The following is a 21,980-nucleotide window of genomic DNA, read 5'->3' as shown; positions in this document are numbered from 1 at the left end:
ACTTTGACAACCCATTAAAGCGGGTTGTCTTGTTTTTTGTGGCTGTAGAGCATGGTATAATTTGCAGTGACCATGGCCCGCAATAAGTTTCGATCGAGGCCTGTTCACCGAGGAGCGACCGCGTTTTAGCGGAAGATTTTACCGAAGTGATGCCGGAAGCAGACGCTGAGGCACCTTGTTATGCCTTCCGGAAAGTTTAGCATGGATGCTTTCGCACGGTGGAGTGGTTAAACTTTCCTAGATGTTAAGAAAGGTGAGCTTGCATGAGAGTTGAATGTCTTGCGCTTCCATTGGCAAATCAGCTGGCACAGGATTACCAGCAGCAAAATGCCTCTGCGCTACAGTTTTTCGCACATAATCCCTATCATATTCAGTCGTACCAGGACAGGTTGGAGTATCTTCGAGGCAGGTCTTACTCCCATCGGGAACAGCTGGCGGAGGGCTTATATACGTTTAATCAAAAAATCGGTAATCATCAGGAGGCACTACAGCGAATCGAAGCGCTGAAACGCCCTGATACGTATGTTGTTATCGGGGGACAGCAAGCTGGAGTATTGACCGGGCCGCTCTACACGATTCACAAAGCGGTTCATTTGATTCAGACAGCTAAAAAGCTCTCGAATGAACTGCAGGCAGAGGTTGTCCCTGTGTTTTGGATCGCTGGAGAAGATCATGATATCGATGAAATTGATCATGTATACTGGTTGACCGACAGAGAAACAAGACTGCACAAAGAGCGCATGAAGCTAAATAAAAAAGGCCGAGTATCTGCGAGCAGTCTTCCTTTGGATGAGGAAGCATGTAGGCAGTTTCTAGACAGCTTTTTCCATGGGCAGACGGAGACGGGTGAGACTCGTGAGATTCGGGAACTGGTCATGCAAACAGCTGCCTCCTCGCAAAACGTAGCTGAGTGGTTTGCGAGGCTGATGGCCAGCTTGTTTGGAAAGCACGGTCTGATTTTTGTGGAGTCCTCACTACCATTTGTCAGGGAATTGGAGCGGCCTGTATTTGAGCGTGTTATTGAGAAAAATGAGCAGGTTGCCGACCTGTTGTTAAAAGCAGCTGACCGAATTGCCACCGTAGGTTATCCATTACAGCTGCAGGTAGAAGAACATCAAGCTAATCTGTTTCTTTATGAAGGGCAGGATCGGCTGCTTCTGGAACGTCATGGAGACCGTTTTGTTAACCGGCGGGCTTCCTACAGCAAAGAAGAACTGTTGAAGCTTGCTGCAGACTATCCAGAGCGCTTCAGTACGAATGTAGTATCACGCGGACTCATGCAGGAGCATCTTTTTCCTACTCTGGCCTTTATTGGCGGTCCAGGAGAGATATCGTACTGGGCATATTATCGGGAAGTATTTGAGTTGTTCAACATGCAAATGCCGATCGTTCTGCCACGGATGTCTGTGACCTTGGTAGAGGGAGCGCAGCAAAGACTGCTGGAGGGGCTCGATCTGCCCCTGGAGCAGGTACTGAACGGTTTTGCGGATTGGAAAAGGGACTGGGAAGCAAGGCAAGAACCGCATCCCTTACAGGAGCAGTTTGCAGCTACGCGCGAACAGCTGCTAGCAATATATCAGCCACTTGTTGATGAAGTTGTCCGATTGGATGGGGGACTGCGAGGGCTGGCTGAAAAGAATATGAGAATGCTGCAGGAACAAGTCTCCTTTTTAGAAGATCGCTTGGTTCGATCCTTGCTAGAGCAAGAGGATGTGGAGCATGTGCGGATTAAACGGATTGAGGCTTCCTTGCTGCCCGATGGCGGATTGCAGGAACGCAAGCTGTCCTTCTTCCCATATGCCAATAAATACGGTTTATCCCTCGTTGATCGACTAGTGGAAGCGCCATTCGCTCACGATGGGACACACCAGCTCTTCTTTGTATGAGCAGGTACAGTGTACTAGGTATGGAATAGGCGAAAACACCCGGCCGATCGCTTGTGCGGATGGTCGGGTGTTCTTTTTTTGGTAACATTTTTAGCAAAATATGCTGAAACTTTTCCGACAATATCTGCGTCCTAGTAATAGAATTGCTGTAGTGAAAGGTGGTACTCGGGATGCAGAAGAAATGGCGACTAATCGGGAAAAAAACCACCGCTCTGGCACTTTCCCTGTCGTTTTTTATGACAGGAATTGCTACAGGCGGCTTACCAAAGGCTGATGCGCGTGAAGAGTGGGGCGTTTCACCTACTGTTTCCTTTACCGACGTTAAAGGACATTGGGCGGCCAAAGACATCACGAATGCGGCGAAAAGTGGCATGATTCAAGGCTATCCAGATGGGACCTTCCGACCAGAGCAAACAATCACGCAAGAACAGTTTCTGACTCTGGTGGAACGAATTATTCCAAAATTTCCGGGACATGAGCCTGACGCCTTTATACAGGAAACGTATTTAGCAGAGGCAAAAGGGCGCTGGTCTGAGAAAACATATCGTCACTTGGTTGCAGCAGGAATTATGCCGACCGGAAAACCAGCGGAAGGGATGAATCGCTTGGAAGCAGCACGTGTGCTCCTGGCGGCTTTGGGACACCAATCCGAAGGGGAAAAATATCGCGGAACCAAGTCTGTCTTCTTTTCTGATCTGTCCATAGCAAATGCAGATCAAGTGATGACGGTCTATCCTGCCTACAAAATGGGGATTATGGCTGGGTACCCAGATGGAACCTTTCGCCCGCAGGAAAGTATCAGCAGAGCCCAGGCTGTCGTATTGCTGACGCGCTTGGATCATAAAATAGAAGAGCTTTTTCCAGGAAACGTAACCGATGATGAGAAAAAAGGGATGACGCAGGCAGTTTCTTCGTTCGTGCGAGAAGTAATGGACCAGCAGAGAATCCGTCGATTTGATGACCTGCAAACCTATGTGAAAAATAAGAAGCTTCCCGCCAGCGAATCTTTTTTGCGTGAACATTTTTCATTCATGCAATACGAGGTATATGATTACATCCGCTTCCCGCGATTTAATGAGCTGATGTATTTTGCGAAGATCGGAAATGGCAAATACAGAATGACCGTGCAATATTACGCGGGAGAGCTGGGAGGAAGCATCGACAAAACCTTCTACCTGTCCTCTCGTGATGGCAAAACGTTTCAAATGATCGGAAAAGACGAATAGCTAAAAGAAAAAGGCGTGCACATGATGCGCGCCTTTTTTCTGTTTAGACGGTTTGATTTCGTCCAGCTCCGATTCCGGCAAAGATGAGCAGTATGCTTACGATCATAAGCGTGATGATCGGTAGTGTCCACGAATGTGTCAGATCAAAAACAAAGCCGATGAAAAGCGGGCCGAGTGCTGCAAGTAAGTAGCCAACCGATTGTGCCATGCCAGACAATTCTGCCGCTTCGCGCACATTTTCGGAACGGATCACGATAAAAGTAAGGGCCAAGCTAATACTCGCACCTTGTGCCAAGCCGAGGAAAATCAGGCAAAGCACAAGTACAATCATGTTTCCATTTATGAGCAATCCGGTGCAACCAAGCAATGACAAAAGGGCAATTACTACGCTCATCAGGCGTTGATCACGAAAACGAGACGCCAAAACAGGGGCTAAAAAGCTGGCTGGCAAACTGATAACCTGCACAAGCGATAACAACCAACCGGCGTTTGTCGAGCTGATTCCGTTCTGCTGCAAAATAGCAGGGAGCCAGGCGATCGTGCAATAAAACAGGAACGATTGCAGTCCCATAAACAAAGTGACCTGCCAGGCGAGAGCTGACCGCCAGAGCCCTTTTTTGGGAGTGTTCACTTTTGTAGCAGCAGACGTCTTGCCTGCTGCGCGAAGCTGAGGAAGCCAAACAGAAATGGCGATAATAACGACAATCGCCCAAAAGCCGAGTGAGCCTTGCCAACCGAGATTGGCTCCCTGTGCAAGTGGGATGCTGACTCCCGATGCAATAGCAGCGCACATGGACATCGTAGTCGTGTAGACACTTGTCAATAGTCCTGCCTTTTGCGGGAAACGCTGCTTGACGAGTCCTGGGATAAGCACGTTACAAATAGCAATTCCCGCGCCGATAAAAGCAGTTCCGACGAACAAGGTAAAAACAAATCCTGTTGACCGCAATAGGATACCCATAAGTACAGTGATCAGACCGGCAAATAAAGTGCGCTCGGTTCCCAGTCGATGTCCGATACTAGGTGCCAAAGGCGAGAGCAAGGCAAAAGCCAGTAGGGGAACTGTAGTGAGTAATCCGGACATTCCATTGGATAAGCCAAGATCTGCACGAATGGAGCCAACTAACGGTCCGACAGAAGTAATCGGCGAACGCATCGTAAAAGTAATCAAAATAATTCCGGCTATGATGAGCATGGGATTTGGTGTGACTGGTTGCGCCTGCGGTTTGGACGCTGCAGCCATGGCTTGTGAGTTCATATCTGTATACTTCCTTCCTTGATCAGCTGCGTGAGAGCTGTCTTGCTCACCTGGATCAGGCTGCTAGCGGCTTCCTCGGCGGCACTCTCGTCTTGCATCGAGATTGCCTCGACAAGAGCGACGTGGTGATTGGAAAGGGGGTCCAAAATATCTACCAGCTCCTGCGTGCCGCTAATGGAGTAATGTAGGGCTTCCGACATGTTTTTATAAAGGTCAATCATGACGTCGTTGTAAGTAGCGGAAGCAATCGCCATGTGAAAATCGAGGTCAGCGAGTGTGTATGCTTCGGCATCATGTTGAATGGCCTGAGACTGTGCCAGCTTTTCACGAATCAACGCCAAATCCTCATCTGTTCTGCGAGCGGCGGCGAGTCTGGCTATCTCCCTTTCCAGGCCATGCCGGACCTCGAGAATTTCAATGACAGTGGAGCGTTGCAGGCGGCGCTGCATCGCTGCACCAAATTCGCTGGAAGAGAGTACGTAGGTCCCATCCCCTTGTCTGGCTTCAAGCATGCCGTTATGAATCAAGGCCTGTACGGCTTCGCGCAGAGTATTGCGACTTACCCCCAGCTGCTCTACCAGCTCAGGCTCAGGGGGAATTCGTTCTCCGACTGTCCATGAACCTGTTTCAATACGCTGTACCAACTGGTCCACGACTTGTTTTACCAAAGAGGAACGGGTAGTTTTTTGTAGTGCCATCATTAAACCTCCAAACATCCGATGATTGGGAATGTGCCAATCTTACCAGAGAATTTGGCGATTGCCAATACTAATTAGTTAAGAAAGTGTTTTGCGTAGGACGATTTCGGGTGGAGAGAAGAAAAAAACTGCACAGCCACGAGTTAGGAGGCTAACTGGTGGGGTGCAGTTTTGTTTGAGCTGGCTTTATCGGTCATTGAATGATTCTATTTAGTCAGCTTGGGTTTGTATTCTTTTTCGCTTTTGCCACAAAAAGAGAATTGCTGCAATCACGATCGGATACAGAGCCGACCAGCCAAGGAACGGATACAGACCTACAGTGAAGACAAGAGAGATCCATGCTGCCAGTCGTCCAGCGCGGCTATCGTGCAAGAGCCGAACCCCCGCCAAACAACCGCAGATATACGTAGCAAAAAACGTAGCATTGGGCAGAACAATCAGCTCGGAAAGACCAATCAATCCAAAATACAAGGCGCTGAGGACGACGATAAAGCAGAGGGATAGGAAGAGCAGGCCGCCTATCGGTGTGCGATATTTTTCATGCAGGATGCCGAACCATCGTGGAGCAATCTTCTCTGTTGCGAGAGAGTAGGCGATGCGTGAGGCAGCACCGACATATGCATTTGCAGTTGCGATACAAATAAACAAGGCTGTAATGGCAACAATCCAGCCCCCTACAGGTCCTAGGGACAGCTGCACCATAATACTAAGTGAAGCTGCGGAGATTCCCGCTCCATAACTGTGAGTAGCGACAGTCATGAAAGCAACCGCCAAATATAACAGAGCGACGATGCCTGCACTCCATAATACGCCGCGAATCGCATTTTTCCGAGGATCGACAAACTCTTCTGACAGGTGTGTGACCGCTTCCCAGCCGATAAAGCACCAGAACAACAGGCCAGCAGCTGAAACGACACTCATCCAGCCATTAGGCACAAAAGGAGTGAAATGGGTCATGGACGCATGAGGCAGTGAGGCAACTACGGCCAGAATCAGGATCGTAATAATGAGGGCAACGACGATGGTTTGTACCCGAGCAGCCACGTGCAATCCGAATACATTCATCAGCACGACCGTAACTAAGATGAGAGCCGCAGCAACATAGATTTGCAGGTCTCCCCAATTCAGCAGGACAGCCAAATAATTTGCTCCGGTCACGCTGAGGATCGGAGCACCAATCGGAACGGACAAAAGGAAAAACCATCCAACGATGTTCCCGGAGCTATCACCATAAGCTTTCCGTACAAAAGTAGAGACCCCGCCAGAGCTTGGATAGCGAGCAGATAAAAGGCCCATTGTAATCGCCATTGGTAATACAAGTACAGACATGAGCAACCAAGCGAGAATGGAGGCTGGTCCGGCTTTTTCAGCGGCTAATCCCGGAATGAGCAAAATTCCTGAACCAACAACGGCTCCAATGTATAGAGCGACGATTTGTGGCAACCCAAGTGATTTGACCAGACCGGGTGCTTGTGCAGAAGCTTTACTCACATAAATCCCTCTCTTTTCCTGTTCAATGACTTTGTAACCGTAGTGTAGCATAGACTTTACTATCGAAGTTATCTATAATATCAGATAAGTGAAATCGGATTTTTCGATGCAAAGGAGATGAGCGATGGATACCCGTTATTTACAAACCTTTCGTGAAGTTGCGAAATGGAATAGCTTTACACGTGCTGCGGAAGTGTTGGGTTATGCTCAATCCAGCGTAACGACGCAGATTCAAAATCTGGAGACAGAATTTGGTGTGACATTGTTTGAGCGATGGGGGCGGAAAATCCGGCTGACACATGCAGGCGAAGTGCTTTTAGGGTATAGTGAGCAGCTGCTGGCGATTTTGGACGAGACCAGAGCAATTCTTTCGGAACAAGCTGAGCTAGCTGGAACATTAACGGTTGGAACTGTGGAATCTCTCGCGGCTTTTTATCTACCTCCTTTTTTGCAAAAATTTCGTCAGGAACAGCCGCGCATGCGTATATCATTGCATCCTGGCATTTGTCAGGATCTACGGTTAGGAGTAAAGGAAGGCAGGTTTGACTTTGCTTTTGTCCTGGATTGGCTGCAGGATCACCCTGATTTAACGAATATCAATTTAGGAGAGGAAAAATTAGTTGTTGTGGCAGCGCCTACAAATCCACTGGCACAGAAGGAAACGATTGAGGCACATGATTTTTCAGGAGCCAACTGGATTTTTACAGAAGCGGGCTGTAGCTATCGGTCCATTATGGAGGCTGTACTGCGTGATGCGGGTGCGACGATTGTGACTTCGTTTGAATTTGGCAGCTTGGAGGCAATCAAGCAGTGTGTAGCGTACGACTTGGGGATCGCTCTTGTTCCTTATATAGCGGTTGCCGAGGAAGTAAAAAGCGGTGCGTTGGTTATTTTACCTTTTTCCCATCCGGATGTACGGGTTTATCGCCAAATAGTGTATCATAAGAAGAAGTGGATGCCCCAGGCGCTGCTGCGATTTTTAGAAATATTGTCCGCGGAAGCATCAGGGGGAAAAAGACTACTTGAAGAAGGAGGTACATCAGACCAAATAAATTCGGGCAGGTAGAATATGCCGTTATTAGGAAAAACAGATGATGGCAGTAACTGCGTATGATATGATAGATTCGATTGTTTTTGAGATGAAGGAGGCCCATCCATACATGAACATGATTTCTGAGAGCATTGTAAAAGACATGTCGTTGGCGCACAACGGCCATTTGAAAATTGACTGGGTAAAAGAGCATATGCCAGTGCTGAACCGCATTCGCGAGCGCTTTGAAAAAGAGCAGCCGTTTGCTGGTTTGAAAGTGGCGATCTCCCTGCACTTGGAAGCAAAGACAGCTTATCTGGCAAAGGTGGTACAAGCGGGTGGAGCTGAAGTAACAATCACAGGGTCTAACCCACTCTCCACACAAGACGACATTTGCGCAGCACTTGTGGAAGATGGCATTCGTGTATTCGCGAAATACAATCCAGATCCGGCAGAATATAAAGAGCACATGATCAAAACTTTGGAAACTCGCCCTGACCTGATCATCGATGATGGAGGCGACCTGGTAACCATCCTGCACAGCGAGCGTCGCGATCTGCTGTCACAAGTACGCGGTGGTGCTGAAGAAACAACTACAGGTATTCTGCGCCTGAAAGCATTGGAAAAAGAAGGCAAGCTGGAATTCCCGATGGTTGCCGTAAACGATGCATTCTGCAAATACTTGTTCGATAACCGTTATGGTACTGGCCAATCCGTATGGGATGGCATCAACCGTACTACAAACCTGGTTGTTGCAGGTAAGACTGTTGTCGTAGCTGGCTATGGCTGGTGCGGTAAAGGTGTTGCTATGCGTGCAAAAGGTCTGGGTGCGAAAGTTATCGTAACAGAGATCGACGCGATCAAAGCAGTAGAAGCATACATGGATGGCTTTGAAGTAATGCCGATGCTTGAAGCAGCAAAACACGGTGATTACTTCGTTACCGTAACGGGTAACCGCGACGTTATTCGCAAAGAGCACTTCGAAGTGATGAAAGATGGCGCAATCTTGTCCAACGCTGGTCACTTTGATGTCGAAGTAAACAAAGTAGAATTGAATGCATTGTCGACTTCTACGCGTATTGTGCGTAAAGATATTGAAGAATTTGTCATGGCTGATGGTCGAAAAGTGTACCTCTTGGCAGAAGGCCGTCTGGTTAACCTGGCTGCAGGTGACGGACACCCAGCAGAAATCATGGATATGACATTTGCTCTGCAAGCTGTTTCCTTGGCTTATGTGAACGAGCAATACAAAAACATCGGAAAAAGCGTCCTGAACGTACCTTATGAGCTTGATGCAATGGTTGCTCAGTACAAATTGGAAGCTTTGCAAATGGGAATCGACAAATTGACTGACGAGCAAAAATCCTACCTGGATAGCTGGGTCGAATAGTCCCGCGAAACCCGTCCTTTCCCGGCAAAAAAATATGCGAAAAAATCCTGCTTACAAATGCAGGATTTTTTTTTATAATAGCTTTAGGCATTCAAGTGGGGAAAAGTGGGGGAAAGTGGAGCCCTCAGGTAGGAAAGTGGGGGAACTGGGCGTGTTCATGGGGGAATTTCAGCATAGCATCGACGAAAAAGGCCGCCTGACCATCCCTGCCAAATTCCGTGAAGGATTGGGAGCTTCCTTTATTATTACCCGTGGATTGGACCAATGCTTGTTTGCTTATCCGATGGAAGAGTGGAAACAATTAGAGGAGAAGCTGAAAACTCTCCCCTTTACCAAAGCTGATGCACGTGCTTTCACACGCTTTTTCTTTTCGGGTGCAACCGAATGCGAGTGGGACAAGCAGGGAAGGGTAAATATACCGCAAAATCTGCGTGACCATGCTGGCATGCAAAAGGAATGCGTGATCATTGGCGTATCAAACCGAGTAGAGGTATGGAGCAAAGAGCGCTGGGAGGATTATTTTACCCAGTCCGAAGGCTCGTTCGGGGAGATCGCTGAAAAACTTGTGGACTTTAATTTGTAGCAGCAAGAAGAACGGGAGTGACGATCTTGTCGTTTCATCATGTAACTGTATTGCGGGAAGAGGCTGTAGCTGGACTGAACATCCGTCCTGGTGGCATCTATGTGGATTGTACATTAGGTGGAGCCGGACACAGCAGCTTGATCGCTTCGCACCTGACAGAGGGTGGTCGGTTGATCGCCATCGATCAGGATGACTGGGCGCTGGACAATGCCCGTGAGAGATTGTCTTCCTATATGGATAGAGTAACGCTGGTAAAAAGCAATTTTCGCCATCTCAAAGACGTGATTAGCGATTTGGGACTTGCAGGTGTGGACGGAATCTTGTTTGACCTCGGTGTTTCTTCTCCCCAGTTGGACGAGGGTGAGCGTGGCTTTAGTTATAACGCCGATGCTCCTTTGGACATGAGGATGGATCAGCAGGCAGCGCTGTCTGCCTACGACATCATTAATGAGTGGGATGAGGAAGAGATTGCGAACGTCATCTGGCTGTATGGCGAGGAGAAATTTTCCCGGCGAATTGCCCGGCAAATTGTCCAGCAGCGTCAAAAGAAGCCAATCGAGACGACGGGTGAGCTGGTGGAATTAATCAAGGAAGGAATTCCGGCAGCAGCACGGCGTACGGGCCCCCACCCGGCGAAGCGCACGTTTCAAGCGATCCGCATTGCAGTAAATGATGAGCTGGACGCTTTTAAAGAGGCTATTGTCGATGCGGTTGAGGTGCTGAATCCAGCAGGCAGAGTGAGCGTCATTACTTTTCATTCATTGGAAGACCGGATTTGCAAGCAGGTGTATCAGGATTTATCAAAAGGCTGCACATGCCCGCCTGCCTTTCCGATTTGCACATGTGGAAATGAGCCGATTGTGAAGGTCATTACCCGCAAGCCAATTCTGCCATCAGACGAAGAATTGGAAGCTAACCCGCGCGCGCGTTCTGCGAAGCTGAGGGTAGCGGAGAAGCTGTAGGATCTTATAGAACAACGAAGAGAAGGAGAGGAAGCGATGAGCTACTACTACCGCGGAAACCTGGCTGTGGAGTTGGAAAAACAGCCGCGCTCCGTAACGAAAACAACAAAGCGTACGATCCGAATCAAGCCGACCATACCGACAGGAGAGAAGCTGCTCTACCTTTTGTTTATTTCCCTGACTGTGATCGGTCTGGGATTGGTAGGCGTCCGCTACTCGCAAATTTCCCAATACAACTACGATATACAGAGCACCAAAAAAGAGAATCGTATCGTAACGGAGAAAAATACGGCATTGCAGCTGCAAATTGAGCAGCTGAGCAACGGGAATCGCATTCTGCAGGAAGCTGAGCGGCAAGGCATGACATACAATGCAAATGCAGTACATACGATTGGCCAGGCAAAGGTACAGGCAAGCTCGATTCCACAGACACAACAGAATCAAACAACACAACGTTAACGAATGTTACTGCCGATACGTGCGGTAACATTTTTTCTTAGATCAATTTCGAACAGGGGAAAAAGTCGAAAAGCGGTGAACATAGACTTAATGGAGTGAATGGATAATGGAAACGAAACGAAGAATGAACTTGCGGATTCTGATGGTCGCTCTATGTACCATTTTGATCTTTACAGGGTTAAGCTTTCGAATCTATTGGATTCAGACAGTCGATGCCGCCAAAATCATGGAGCATGCCCAAGGACAGTGGGATCGGGAGCGGACACTGAAGCCGAAACGCGGATCTATCAAGGACCGTAACGGTGAAATCCTCGCTTACGAAGGAAAAGGGTACACTGTAAACGCAAGGCTTATCGGGCGAGATGACAAGGATACAGACGTTGTGCGAGATCCTTACTTCACTGCAACGAGTCTTGCGCCGATCTTGAATGCTCCTGTACCTGAATTATTGAAGTTTTTGACCAAGCAATCGAAAGTGGTGGAGCTTGGCCGTTATGGACAAAAGATTACCGAGGATCAGAAGAATCGGATATTAGCCTTGCAGTATCCAAAGCTGCCAAGTGGTGAGCAGGTAGAGAAAAATCAACTGCCGGGCATCTTTTTGGACGAAACCTCGCGTCGTTTTTATCCCAACAACAGCTTTGCCTCCCACGTCATTGGGTATATGGATCTTTATGATGAGCCGAAGATGGGGATCGAGCTGCAAAAGAACAAGGAGCTTAGTGGGGAAAAAGGGCAGATGCAGTTCCAGAAGGACGGGGCGGGCTACCAGCTGCCTGATGGAGAGGGGCAGTACATCCCTGCTAAGGACGGGTACGACGTCTACCTGACCATTGACCGTCAGATTCAGGATTATGTTGAGCAAGCGATGGACAAGGTTGTTCAGCAGTACAATCCAAAGGGGATGACGGTAGTCGTATCCGATCCGCAGACGGGTGAAATTTTGGCGATGGGTAACCGTTCGCAATTTAACCCGAATACGTATTACCAGGGGATTACGAATTATACGAACCAGGCTGTTACTTCGATGTTTGAACCGGGCTCCACCTTTAAAATTATTACGCTGGCAGCCGCGATTGAAGAGGGACAGTTCAATCCGAACGAAGAATACGATTCAGGGAAATACACCATCAAGGGTCAGATTCCGATTCGTGACCATAACAACGGGAATGGTTGGGGCCGTATCAGCTTTTTAGAAGGGGTGCAGCGCTCCAGTAACGTAATGTTTGTTAAATTGGGCTATGAGCGCTTAAAGCTGGAAAAGCTCAGGGATTACTTTAAAAAGTTCGGGATGGGTTCACTGACAGGGATTGAATTGCCTTATGAGAAAAAAGGGAACCTGATCAATCTCGAGAAGCCGCAGTCTCCACGTGACTGGGCAGCAACAACGTTCGGACAGGGCGTAACGGTAACGGCAATTCAGCAGGTCGCTGCAGTAGGAGCCATCGCCAATGGTGGTGAACTATTGAAGCCGCATATCGTTAAAGAGCTGCGGGATCCGCATACAGGTGCTGTTGTGCAGAGAAGCGGTCGCGATGTAGTCAGACGTGTGGTTAGTGAAGCGACCGCAAAACAAACTCGAGATATTCTGGAAACAGTAGTCACAGCTGAAAAAGGAACTGGTAAGCAGTATAAGATCGAAGGCTATCATGTTGCTGGTAAAACAGGTACTGCACAAAAATATGATCCGAATACAGGCAAAATCATGGAAGGGCGCTATATCGGTTCGTTTATTGGCTTTGCGCCAAAGGACAATCCAAAACTATTGGTTTATGTAGTTATTGACGATCCGGCCACGGATGAATGGTATGGTCTATGGGGAAGTACGATGATTGCTCCGACTTTCAAGAGCATTATGGGTCGCAGCTTACAATATTTGCAGCAGCAACCAGATTTGCAACAGGTAAATGCCGCTAAAGCTACGAGCAGCAGCACTGGCCCAAAGGCCCAATCGGTGCAAGCCTCGACGCCACAGGTTGAGGTGACGCTTCCCAAATTCGAGGGCATGTCCACCACCGCTGCTCAGCTGCGAGCCAAGCAGGACAATTTGACTGTTACGGTCATTGGTACAGGGACCAAAATTGTTGAGCAGTACCCAGCGCCTTTGGAGAAAGTAGTGACAGGCAAGCAAATCCTTTTGGTTACAGATAGGGTGAAGGGAGCGAAAATGCCTGACTTCAAGGGCAAATCAATACGGGATGTTATGGAGTTCAGTTCCTTGCTAAACATCCCTGTGCAGTCGACAGGAACAGGCTTTGTCGTTTCGCAAAGCATCCCGCCTGGTACCGTTTTGGCGGGAACAGAAAAGCTGCAGGTGACTCTCCAATCAGAGTCTGAGCCACCAGTGCCTGTGCAGACAAATCCACTAGGGACAGAAGGAGGTCAGGGGGGCGTCGTGCCTCCTGGAGGTACTCCGCAGACCGGAGCGCCTGCTTCGGGCACCACGCCGCCACAAGGTACAACACAGCCTCAAGGCGAGAATCAGCCCGCAGGTACGACTCCTCCGGTGACACCATCTGGAGCAGGAACAGAGGCGGGGCAAACAGTGCCATCAAACGTGCCTCCGACAGAGAATAACCAGCAAGGACAAACGAGCACAAGCCCATAGTTCTAACCCGTCCCCCCGACGAATATGGTAAAAGGAGACAACCTATTCGAGGGGGGACTCGCTTTGCGGGTATCCAATGCAACTGTACGCCGCCGGATTTTTGTGGTTTTAATCATTGGGATTGTGCTGTATTCTGCGCTCATTACCCGTCTTGGGTACGTGCAATTAGTGGAAGGACCAGGGCTTGCTCAGATGGCAGATGATCTTTTGAACCGCGAGATTGACTTCAAGCCGAATCGAGGGCGTATTCTCGATCGAAATGGCAATGAACTCGTTTCCAATATGAGTGTGCCGACGATTGTAGCAGTACCCGCGCAAATAAAAGACCCGAAAGAGACAGCCAAACAGCTCTCTGTGATCCTGGAACAAAAAGAAGAAGACGTCTACAAAGCCATTACGAAAAAAGCGATGAGCAATAACCAGATACCCGGGGGAAAAAAGATTTCGGTCGAAAAGGCTAAAAAGATCCAAGAGCTGAATATGCCTGGAATTTACTTAGCCGGCGACACGAAGAGATTTTATCCGAACGGGACAATGGCTGCACACATTTTGGGCTTCACCGGGATTGACAATCAAGGCTTGACTGGTCTGGAAAAAATTTATGACCCTTTCCTAAACGGAACGAAAGGACATATTTCGTATCCATCTGATGCCAAAGGACGTGTCATGCCAGGTGGTTCCGAAGACTATGTAGCCCCAGTCAGCGGCATGGATATGTATTTAACGCTCGATTCTACCATACAGTCCTTTATTGAACGTGAGCTGGATCAAGCGGTAGTTGCCTATCAGCCAGATGATGTGCTGGCGATCGCCATGAACCCAAAGACGGGTGAGATTTTAGGAATGGGCAGTCGTCCTACGTTTCAGCCTGATCAATACAGGAACTATCCGGTTGAAGTATACAACCGAAATTTGCCCATCTGGAAAACGTATGAGCCTGGTTCTACCTTTAAGATTGTAACCTTGGCTGCAGCGCTCAATGAGAGCGTCATTACCCTGAATGAAGGCTTCTACGATCCCGGGTTTATCAACGTCGCAGGCAAGCGATTGCGCTGCTGGAAACGGCAGGGACACGGTCAGGAGACGATGCTTGAGGTTGTGGAGAACTCGTGTAACCCAGGCTTTGTGACGATGGGACAACGACTGCAAAAAGAGCGCTTGTTTGAATACATCAAGAAATTTGGCTTTGGACAAAAGACAGGCATTGACCTCATAGGCGAAGAGAATGGCTTGTTATTCAATCTGAATCGTGTGGGTCCCGTGGAATTAGGCACGACTTCATTTGGGCAGGGGGTTTCGGTTACCCCGATCCAGCAGATGGCTGCTGTGGCTGCAGCAATCAACGGTGGCAAGCTGATGAAGCCTTATGTCGCCAAAGAGTGGCGTGATGGCATTACTCATGACGTCATAGGCATGACGGTCCCGACAGAAGTACGCCAAGTCATTACGGAAGAAACCTCAGCCAAGGTCCGTTACGCACTGGAAAGTGTTGTCGCTCGGGGAACAGGTAACAAGGCCTATATTGAAGGCTACCGCGTAGGCGGAAAGACAGGTACGGCGCAAAAAGTAAAGAACGGGCGCTACATGGACGGAGAGTATATTGTTTCGTTTATTGGCTTTGCCCCAGCAGATGATCCGCAAATCCTCGTCTATTTTGCCGTCGATAATCCGAAGGCTCTCGCATTTGGTGGCTTGATCGCAGCCCCAAGCGTGAAAAGCATCATTGAGTCCTCTTTGCAGCATTTGGATGTTCCAAAACGCAAGGACGGCATTTCCAAGGAGATCAACAAGGCACTTGGTGAAAAAGAACCGATAGAGGTGCCCAATATGGTAGGTCAAACAATGAAGGATGTCGTCACAACGTACGAGACTCTCCCTCTGGTTGTATCGGGAAAAGGAAAGTACGTCATCGCTCAATCGCCCGCTGCTGGTGTAAAAATCGAAGAGGGCGGAAAAATTCGTATCCATCTTGGTGACAAATTGAACAATTAGCTATAAAATGAGATTTCGAAGGCGGAGGGAAGTAGGCTTGTCTACGGACGCTCTGTCTTTGTGCTTGTACAAATTGGTAAATTTTTGTCTATACTAGTTGGAGAATGGGGTGCCTGTTTCATGTTTCTACGGGATCTGCTCATGCCGCTGTTGCCATATCAGGTTACAGGGGATGACAGCATGGAGATTACTGGTTTGACAGCAGACTCGCGCCAGGTTAAACCCGGCTTCTTGTTTGTTTGTCTGACTGGGTATACCGTGGATGGACATACGTTTGCGGCTCAAGCGGTTAACAACGGAGCCGTTGCTGTGCTATCCGAAAAAGATCTGGACGTGCCAGCAACCATTGTCAAAGTGCCGGATACTCGGCGGGCAATGGCGATGCTGGCTGATCGTATTTTCGGTTCTCCCACACGTGAATTGAAAGTGATTGGTGTGACTGGGACTAATGGAAAGACGACCACTACTCATCTGATCGACAAGATTTTGCGTGATCAGCGCAAACAAACTGGGTTGATCGGTACGATTCACATGAGGATTGGCGATGTCACAGAAGAAGTAAAAAATACGACTCCTGACGCAGTAGACCTACAGCGAAGCTTCCGTCGCATGTGCGATGTGAACACAGACTACGCGATAATCGAGGTGTCCTCACATGCCCTTGAGCTGGGGCGAGTACGCGGCTGCAATATCCATACTGCCGTGTTTACGAACCTGACGCAGGATCACCTGGATTACCACAAAACGATGGATAACTATCGCTATGCAAAATCTCTGCTCTTTTCTCAGCTCGGGAATACGTACGATCCTGATAGTATCAAGACGGCTGTATTAAACGCAGATGACGATGCCTCAGAGCTGTATGCGACTGTTACTCCTGCCAGAGTCGTCACTTATGGAATTGATCGAGCGGCTGATGTGCGGGCCACTGATATTGAAATTACGAGCAAGGGTACTTCTTTTACAGCCCATACGTTTGCTGGCAGAATTCGCTTTAACCTGCGGATGATGGGTAAGTTCAATGTATATAACGCACTTGCAGCAATCGCGGTTACATTGGCTGAAGGAATCAAACTGGAAGATATCAAAGCCAGTCTGGAAGCCGTAGCTGGTGTAAATGGGCGATTTGAGGCTGTTGAAGCAGGTCAGCCGTTTGCCGTACTGGTCGATTATTCACATACACCGGACAGCTTGGAAAACGCTCTGATGACTGTAAAGGAATTTGCCAAAGGGCGGATTTTCTGTGTCGTTGGCTGCGGCGGAGATCGCGATCGTACCAAGCGCCCAATAATGGCACAGATTGCAACAAAGTATGCGGATATGACCGTCTTAACATCAGATAATCCTCGCTCTGAGGAGCCGCAGGCGATTATCGACGATATGCTGGCAGGCCTTACTGCAGTACCAAAAGACAGCTATACGTCCGTTGTCGACAGACGTGAAGCTATTAGTCATGCGGTTTCACTTGCAAAAGCTGAGGATGTCATCCTGATCGCAGGAAAAGGTCATGAAACGTACCAGATTATTAAATCGGAAGTATTGCCCTTCGACGATCGTGAGGTAGCACGTGAAGCGATCGCCCGGTACAACCAAGAATAAAGACAGATGCATTCAAATAGCATCGAAAGAAAGGAGGTTCGGGCATGTTCGCTGACAACGTACTCATCGTCACGATCGTCGCCGCGTTTCTCATCGCTGTACTTATCGGACCACTATTTATCCCGTTCCTTCGCCGTCTGAAGTTTGGGCAGGCAATCCGGGAAGAAGGACCACAGTCCCATTATAAGAAGGCAGGAACCCCTACGATGGGGGGAACCATCATTCTTTTGGCACTCATTTTTACGGTACTGAAGTTTGCCAATGTGGGAATGAAAGTGTATTTTTTGCTCTTGGTGACACTCGGTTACGGTTTGATCGGATTTTTGGATGACTATATTAAAATCAGAAAGAAACGCAATCTGGGTTTGACGGCAAAGCAAAAATTCGCAGGTCAAATTTTGCTCGGTATTGGTGCCTATATTCTGTTGTACATGATGGGACATGATACATCGCTGCATTTTCCAGGCACGGAATGGAAGCTTGAGCTTGGTTATTTTTACTTCCCGTTCCTCTTATTCCTTCTAGTGGGGACGACTAATGCTGTCAACATTACCGACGGCTTGGACGGATTGCTGGCGGGGACAGGCGCAATTGCCTTTGGCGCGTATGCGATTATTGCCTGGTTTGGACAGGATTACGATACGGCTATTTTCAGTGCAGCCGTGGTCGGTGCGGTATTAGGGTTCCTCGTCTTCAACGCTCATCCAGCGCGAGTATTCATGGGTGATACAGGCTCATTGGGGCTGGGGGGTGCTCTTGCAGCAATCGCGATAATGACGAAAACCGAGCTGCTTTTAGCGATCATTGGTGGCGTGTTTGTTGTTGAGACGCTTTCTGTAATCATTCAGGTCATTTCTTTTAAAACGAGAGGAAAGCGGATTTTCCGCATGAGTCCTCTTCATCACCATTTCGAACTCACGGGCTGGTCTGAGTGGCGAGTCGTTGTGACTTTTTGGCTGGTGGGAATCTTTTTTGCTGGACTGGGTGTATACCTTGAGGTGGTGACAATCAGATGATGGACTATCAAGATAAACAAGTTGTCGTCTTAGGAATGGCTAAAAGCGGTGTGGCAGTGGCAAAGCTGTTACACCGCTTTGGTGCGCATGTCGTCGTCAATGACCGTAAGCCGCGCGAAGAATCGCCAGGAGCAGAAGAGCTGGAGGCGCTTGGCATCACCGTAATTTGCGGCTATCATCCGGATGATCTCGTACATTCGGGAGTGTCTCTTCTGGTCAAAAACCCGGGGATACCCTATGAAGCTGCACCGGTAGCTCGTGCGCTTGAACTGGGGATTCCGGTAGTTACAGAGGTAGAGCTTGCGTACAAAATCGCGAAAGCGCCGATTATCGGGATCACCGGCTCCAACGGAAAGACTACGACAACGACGCTAGTTGGTCTCATCTTGAAGCAGGCCAATATTTCGTCTATGGTCGGCGGAAACATTGGAACAGTATTGTGCGGGCTTGCGGAAACAGCTCAGCCGGATGAATGGCTGGTAGCGGAGCTGAGCAGCTTTCAATTGATGGGAACAAAAGAGTTCCGTCCACATATCGGGGTCCTGTTAAACCTGTATCCGGCGCATCTGGACTACCATCATTCGATGGAAGAGTATTTGGATGCAAAGCTGAAGCTGTTTGCGAATCAGACAGAGGAGGATGTCGCCATTCTTCCCTACGACCAGTCTGAGATAGTGAATCAGTGTGGACATTTGGCTGCTCGTACATATTTCTTTAGCAAAACGCAGGAAGTGTCCAGGGGTGCTTATGTAAAAGACGGAATGATTGTGTACGCGGATGGAGAGGGCCGTGTTGAAGAGATCATGGCGGTCAAGGACATTACTGTACCCCATGTGGACAACGCATTGGCAGCGATCCTGGTGACGCTCTTGGCAGGAGCGGACAAGCAATCGATTGTTACCGTTCTTTCTACCTTTGCGGGAGTAGAGCATCGGATGGAGTTTGTAGCATCGATTAATGGTGTCAACTATTTTAATGATTCAAAGGCAACCAATCCGGAAGCGGCTTCCAGGGCTTTACAGGCGTGCAAGGAGCCGGTTGTTTGGATATGCGGAGGACTTGATCGGGGAGTAGACTTTCGAGAATTGCTCCCTGTGATCTCTGGCAGGGTCAAAGCAGTAGTTGCGATCGGTGAAACGGCACCTATTTTGCTAGAACGGGCAGAAGAAGCAGGGATTAATGAGCGAATCCGTGTCGATACTGTGGACAAAGCCGTTCTTGCTGCTTCGCAATTAGCACAACCAGGGGATGTGGTTTTACTGAGCCCGGCGTGTGCGAGCTGGGACATGTTTCCTTCGTTTGAGGTCAGGGGGAGCATGTTTAAGGACGGCGTGCATAGACTTAAAACAAGCCTAGCATAACGTCCCAGACTGCTTCATGGTAGAACTTATTGATCGGGACGGCGTGAGAAAGGATGACCTGGCACAATGAGCAAGGTACGCTCTGCCCCCGACTTTGTAATTATTTTTGCAACACTTTTTTTATTGGGAATTGGCATCGTGATGGTGTACAGCGCCAGTGCGATTGTGGCTCAAAAGCCGCCTTTTTCCGATCCTTACTTTTTTGCCAAGCGCCAATTGATCTTCGCGCTGCTCGGTATTACATCTATGTACATTACGATGAACATCGACTACTGGGTTTGGAAGCAGTGGGCCAAAGTAGGGTTTATCGCGAGCTTGGGTCTTCTCGTACTAGTTTTGATTATCGGGATTGAAGTGAACGGTTCAAAAAGCTGGCTCGGGTTTGGCGCATTCGGGATTCAGCCGGGTGAATTTGCCAAGCTGGGTGTCGTTGCCTTCCTGGCGAAGTGGCTGTCAGACAACCAAAAGCAAATCGTCCTGTTTCGCAAGGGGTTGGTTCCTGCTCTAGGTATTCCGACTGTGTGCTTCGGGCTGATCATGCTGCAGCCTGACCTCGGAACAGGAACGGTATTGATGGGTACGGCAGTTATCATGATTTTTGCCTCCGGAGCAAGGGTAAGCCATTTTGCTGGTCTTGGCATGCTTGGCGTAGCTGGTTTTATCGGATTGGTCTTATCAGCACCCTATCGGATCAAGCGGATCACCTCCTTTCTCGATCCGTGGTCAGACCCGCTTGACACGGGGTATCAAATTATCCAGTCATTGTACGCTATTGGTCCAGGAGGGCTTTTGGGTTTAGGCCTTGGTCAGAGCAGACAAAAGCATTTGTATCTTCCAGAGCCATACAATGATTTTATTTTTTCCATTGTGGCTGAGGAGCTGGGCTTCATAGGTGGGACGTTGATTCTCCTTTTGTTCCTGCTGCTGTTGTGGCGAGGAATGAGAACGGCGATAACGGCGCCAGATTTATTCGGCAGTCTTCTCGCGCTCGGAATTATCGGGATGATCGCGATTCAGGTCGTCATTAATATCGGGGTCGTTACCGGGATGTTTCCTGTAACGGGCATCACGCTGCCTTTTTTAAGCTATGGTGGATCATCATTGACGCTAATGCTGACAGGTGTCGGAGTCTTGTTAAATATTTCGCGGTTTTCGCGATAAAAAACGCTTATGATGGAGTAAGACGAAGTAACATAGAGCAACGTTTATGGAAGGTGTGATCGTATGCGCGTCGTCCTAACAGGCGGTGGCACAGGTGGGCATATTTATCCGGCGCTTGCGGTGGCGAGAGAAGTTTCTCGCCAACATCCGCAGGCTGCCTTTTTGTATATCGGCAGTAAGCATGGGCTGGAAGCACAGCTGGTTCCACGTACAGAAATTCCGTTTCAGTCCGTCGAGATCAGCGGTTTAAAAAGAAAGCTGACTCTGGATAATGTGAAGACGCTTTGGAAATTTTTTCGGGCAGTAGCCGATTCAAAAAAAATGCTCCGCGAGTTTCGACCAGATGTCGTTATTGGTACAGGTGGCTACGTATGCGGTCCAGTTGTTTACGCAGCAGCGAAGCTTGGAATCCCTACCATGATTCACGAGCAAAATGTGGTGCCGGGCCTGACCAACAAATTTTTGTCTCGATCGGTTACCAAGGTAGCTGTTTCGTTTTCCGAGTCTCTAGCCTTTTTCCCCTCGTCCAAAACGGTGCTGACCGGGAATCCGCGTGCGACAGAGGTCATGCACGGGAATGCAGATGCGGGTCGTAGCTTTTTGGGCGTGGATGCAGGTAAAAAAATCGTATTGATTTTCGGGGGCAGCCGCGGTGCTCGGGCAATCAACGAAGCGGTGGTCGCCATGGCGTTGCAGCTGCGCAATTTTACCGATACTCATTTTGTGTATGTAACAGGGGACGTGCACTACGAGAAGATTTCTGCTGAGCTAGAGCAAATGGACGATATTTCCACGAACATTACGGTGCTTCCTTTCGTCCACAATATGCCGGATGTTTTAGCGGCAACCCATATACTGGTAGGACGCGCTGGGGCATCAACCCTGGCAGAAGTGACGGCTCTTGGGGTTCCGGCGATTTTGATTCCGTCTCCTTATGTAACGAATAACCATCAGGAAAAAAATGCTCGTGGCCTGGAAAAAGCGGGAGCGGCGCAAGTCATTGTAGAGCGGGATTTGACCGGAGAGAGTCTGCTGCAAGCATTGTCTGCACTGCTTGGTGATGCGAAGCGATGGGAGCAAATGAAGAAGTCCTCTCTATCTCTAGGAATGCCTAACGCAGCGACAGAAATTGTAGGACAGCTGGCAGCGATTGCTCGCAAGAAATGATCGGATGGGCGACTGTCACGCTATCTGGGCGTATGCATAGTATAGAGCAAACACGTGAGAAGACCTAGGTCCGACCTAGCAATTGTATCAGGA

17 protein-coding genes are annotated in these 21,980 nt (G+C 48.9%); 14 read left to right on the top strand and 3 right to left on the bottom strand.

The window, feature by feature from the left end; genetic code table 11:
• Nucleotides 1–263 precede the first annotated feature (263 nt).
• Both bshC and C3B52_RS17495 read left to right on the top strand, forming a co-directional pair.
• Nucleotides 264–1,886 carry a bacillithiol biosynthesis cysteine-adding enzyme BshC gene (bshC, locus tag C3B52_RS17500; RefSeq protein ID WP_103107690.1) on the top strand — a complete coding sequence of 541 codons (1,623 nt, stop codon included), beginning with the start codon at nucleotides 264–266 and terminating at the stop codon, nucleotides 1,884–1,886.
• A 170-nt stretch (nucleotides 1,887–2,056) separates the two neighbouring features.
• Complete coding sequence (locus tag C3B52_RS17495) at nucleotides 2,057–3,112, top strand: S-layer homology domain-containing protein (protein ID WP_103107689.1); 1,056 nt, start codon at nucleotides 2,057–2,059, stop codon at nucleotides 3,110–3,112.
• Nucleotides 3,113–3,155: 43 nt separating this feature from the next.
• On the opposite strand, the gene C3B52_RS17490 is transcribed toward C3B52_RS17495, so the two are convergent.
• The 3 genes from C3B52_RS17490 to C3B52_RS17480 all read right to left on the bottom strand — a co-directional run bounded on the left by C3B52_RS17490 (nucleotide 3,156) and on the right by C3B52_RS17480 (nucleotide 6,559).
• A complete protein-coding gene (locus C3B52_RS17490) occupies nucleotides 3,156–4,370 on the bottom strand; it encodes a CynX/NimT family MFS transporter (RefSeq protein WP_235615761.1) in 1,215 nt (404 codons plus the stop codon).
• The gene (locus C3B52_RS17485; protein ID WP_103107688.1) at nucleotides 4,367–5,068 is read right to left on the bottom strand and encodes a FadR/GntR family transcriptional regulator; all 702 of its coding nucleotides are present in this window, start codon (nucleotides 5,066–5,068) and stop codon (nucleotides 4,367–4,369) included. Before C3B52_RS17485 ends, C3B52_RS17490 begins: the two co-directional genes overlap by 4 nt.
• A 210-nt stretch (nucleotides 5,069–5,278) precedes the next feature.
• The gene (locus C3B52_RS17480) at nucleotides 5,279–6,559 is read right to left on the bottom strand and encodes an APC family permease (protein WP_103107687.1); all 1,281 of its coding nucleotides are present in this window, start codon (nucleotides 6,557–6,559) and stop codon (nucleotides 5,279–5,281) included.
• 124 nt (nucleotides 6,560–6,683) lie between these two features.
• On the opposite strand from C3B52_RS17480, the gene C3B52_RS17475 reads away from it, so the two are divergent.
• From C3B52_RS17475 to murG, 12 genes are all read left to right on the top strand, one after another.
• Nucleotides 6,684–7,625 (top strand): LysR family transcriptional regulator, encoded by a 942-nt coding sequence (locus tag C3B52_RS17475; RefSeq protein ID WP_103107686.1) that lies wholly within the window; start codon nucleotides 6,684–6,686, stop codon nucleotides 7,623–7,625.
• A gap of 94 nt (nucleotides 7,626–7,719) precedes the next feature.
• A complete protein-coding gene (locus C3B52_RS17470; protein ID WP_103107790.1) occupies nucleotides 7,720–8,979 on the top strand; it encodes an adenosylhomocysteinase in 1,260 nt (419 codons plus the stop codon).
• A 151-nt stretch (nucleotides 8,980–9,130) separates the two neighbouring features.
• The gene (gene mraZ / locus C3B52_RS17465) at nucleotides 9,131–9,562 is read left to right on the top strand and encodes a division/cell wall cluster transcriptional repressor MraZ (protein WP_103107685.1); all 432 of its coding nucleotides are present in this window, start codon (nucleotides 9,131–9,133) and stop codon (nucleotides 9,560–9,562) included.
• Nucleotides 9,563–9,579: 17 nt separating this feature from the next.
• Nucleotides 9,580–10,524 carry a 16S rRNA (cytosine(1402)-N(4))-methyltransferase RsmH gene (gene rsmH / locus C3B52_RS17460; protein ID WP_103107684.1) on the top strand — a complete coding sequence of 315 codons (945 nt, stop codon included), beginning with the start codon at nucleotides 9,580–9,582 and terminating at the stop codon, nucleotides 10,522–10,524.
• Between the two features lie 36 nt (nucleotides 10,525–10,560).
• The gene (gene ftsL2 / locus C3B52_RS17455; RefSeq protein WP_103107683.1) at nucleotides 10,561–10,983 is read left to right on the top strand and encodes a cell division protein FtsL; all 423 of its coding nucleotides are present in this window, start codon (nucleotides 10,561–10,563) and stop codon (nucleotides 10,981–10,983) included.
• 106 nt (nucleotides 10,984–11,089) lie between these two features.
• Nucleotides 11,090–13,591 (top strand): penicillin-binding protein, encoded by a 2,502-nt coding sequence (locus C3B52_RS17450; RefSeq protein WP_103107682.1) that lies wholly within the window; start codon nucleotides 11,090–11,092, stop codon nucleotides 13,589–13,591.
• A gap of 63 nt (nucleotides 13,592–13,654) precedes the next feature.
• Nucleotides 13,655–15,583, top strand: a complete 1,929-nt coding sequence (locus C3B52_RS17445) for a stage V sporulation protein D (protein ID WP_103107681.1) — start codon at nucleotides 13,655–13,657, stop codon at nucleotides 15,581–15,583.
• Between the two features lie 120 nt (nucleotides 15,584–15,703).
• Nucleotides 15,704–17,182: a UDP-N-acetylmuramoyl-L-alanyl-D-glutamate--2,6-diaminopimelate ligase gene (locus C3B52_RS17440; RefSeq protein WP_103107680.1), complete on the top strand. Its 1,479-nt coding sequence runs from the start codon at nucleotides 15,704–15,706 to the stop codon at nucleotides 17,180–17,182.
• 44 nt (nucleotides 17,183–17,226) lie between these two features.
• Complete coding sequence (gene mraY, locus C3B52_RS17435; RefSeq protein WP_103107679.1) at nucleotides 17,227–18,198, top strand: phospho-N-acetylmuramoyl-pentapeptide-transferase; 972 nt, start codon at nucleotides 17,227–17,229, stop codon at nucleotides 18,196–18,198.
• Complete coding sequence (gene murD / locus C3B52_RS17430) at nucleotides 18,195–19,559, top strand: UDP-N-acetylmuramoyl-L-alanine--D-glutamate ligase (RefSeq protein ID WP_103107678.1); 1,365 nt, start codon at nucleotides 18,195–18,197, stop codon at nucleotides 19,557–19,559. Before mraY ends, murD begins: the two co-directional genes overlap by 4 nt.
• Before the next feature lie 66 nt (nucleotides 19,560–19,625).
• Nucleotides 19,626–20,720 carry a stage V sporulation protein E gene (spoVE, locus tag C3B52_RS17425; RefSeq protein WP_103107677.1) on the top strand — a complete coding sequence of 365 codons (1,095 nt, stop codon included), beginning with the start codon at nucleotides 19,626–19,628 and terminating at the stop codon, nucleotides 20,718–20,720.
• Nucleotides 20,721–20,783: 63 nt separating this feature from the next.
• A complete protein-coding gene (murG, locus tag C3B52_RS17420) occupies nucleotides 20,784–21,887 on the top strand; it encodes an undecaprenyldiphospho-muramoylpentapeptide beta-N-acetylglucosaminyltransferase (RefSeq protein ID WP_103107676.1) in 1,104 nt (367 codons plus the stop codon).
• The last annotated feature ends 93 nt before the right edge of the window (nucleotides 21,888–21,980 follow it).

The sequence above is a fragment of the Brevibacillus reuszeri genome (assembly GCF_002897295.1).
GTDB lineage: Bacteria > Bacillota > Bacilli > Brevibacillales > Brevibacillaceae > Brevibacillus > Brevibacillus reuszeri_A.
The sequence above is the reverse complement of the archived record's forward strand: the minus strand, read 5'-3'. Positions and strand labels throughout refer to the sequence as shown.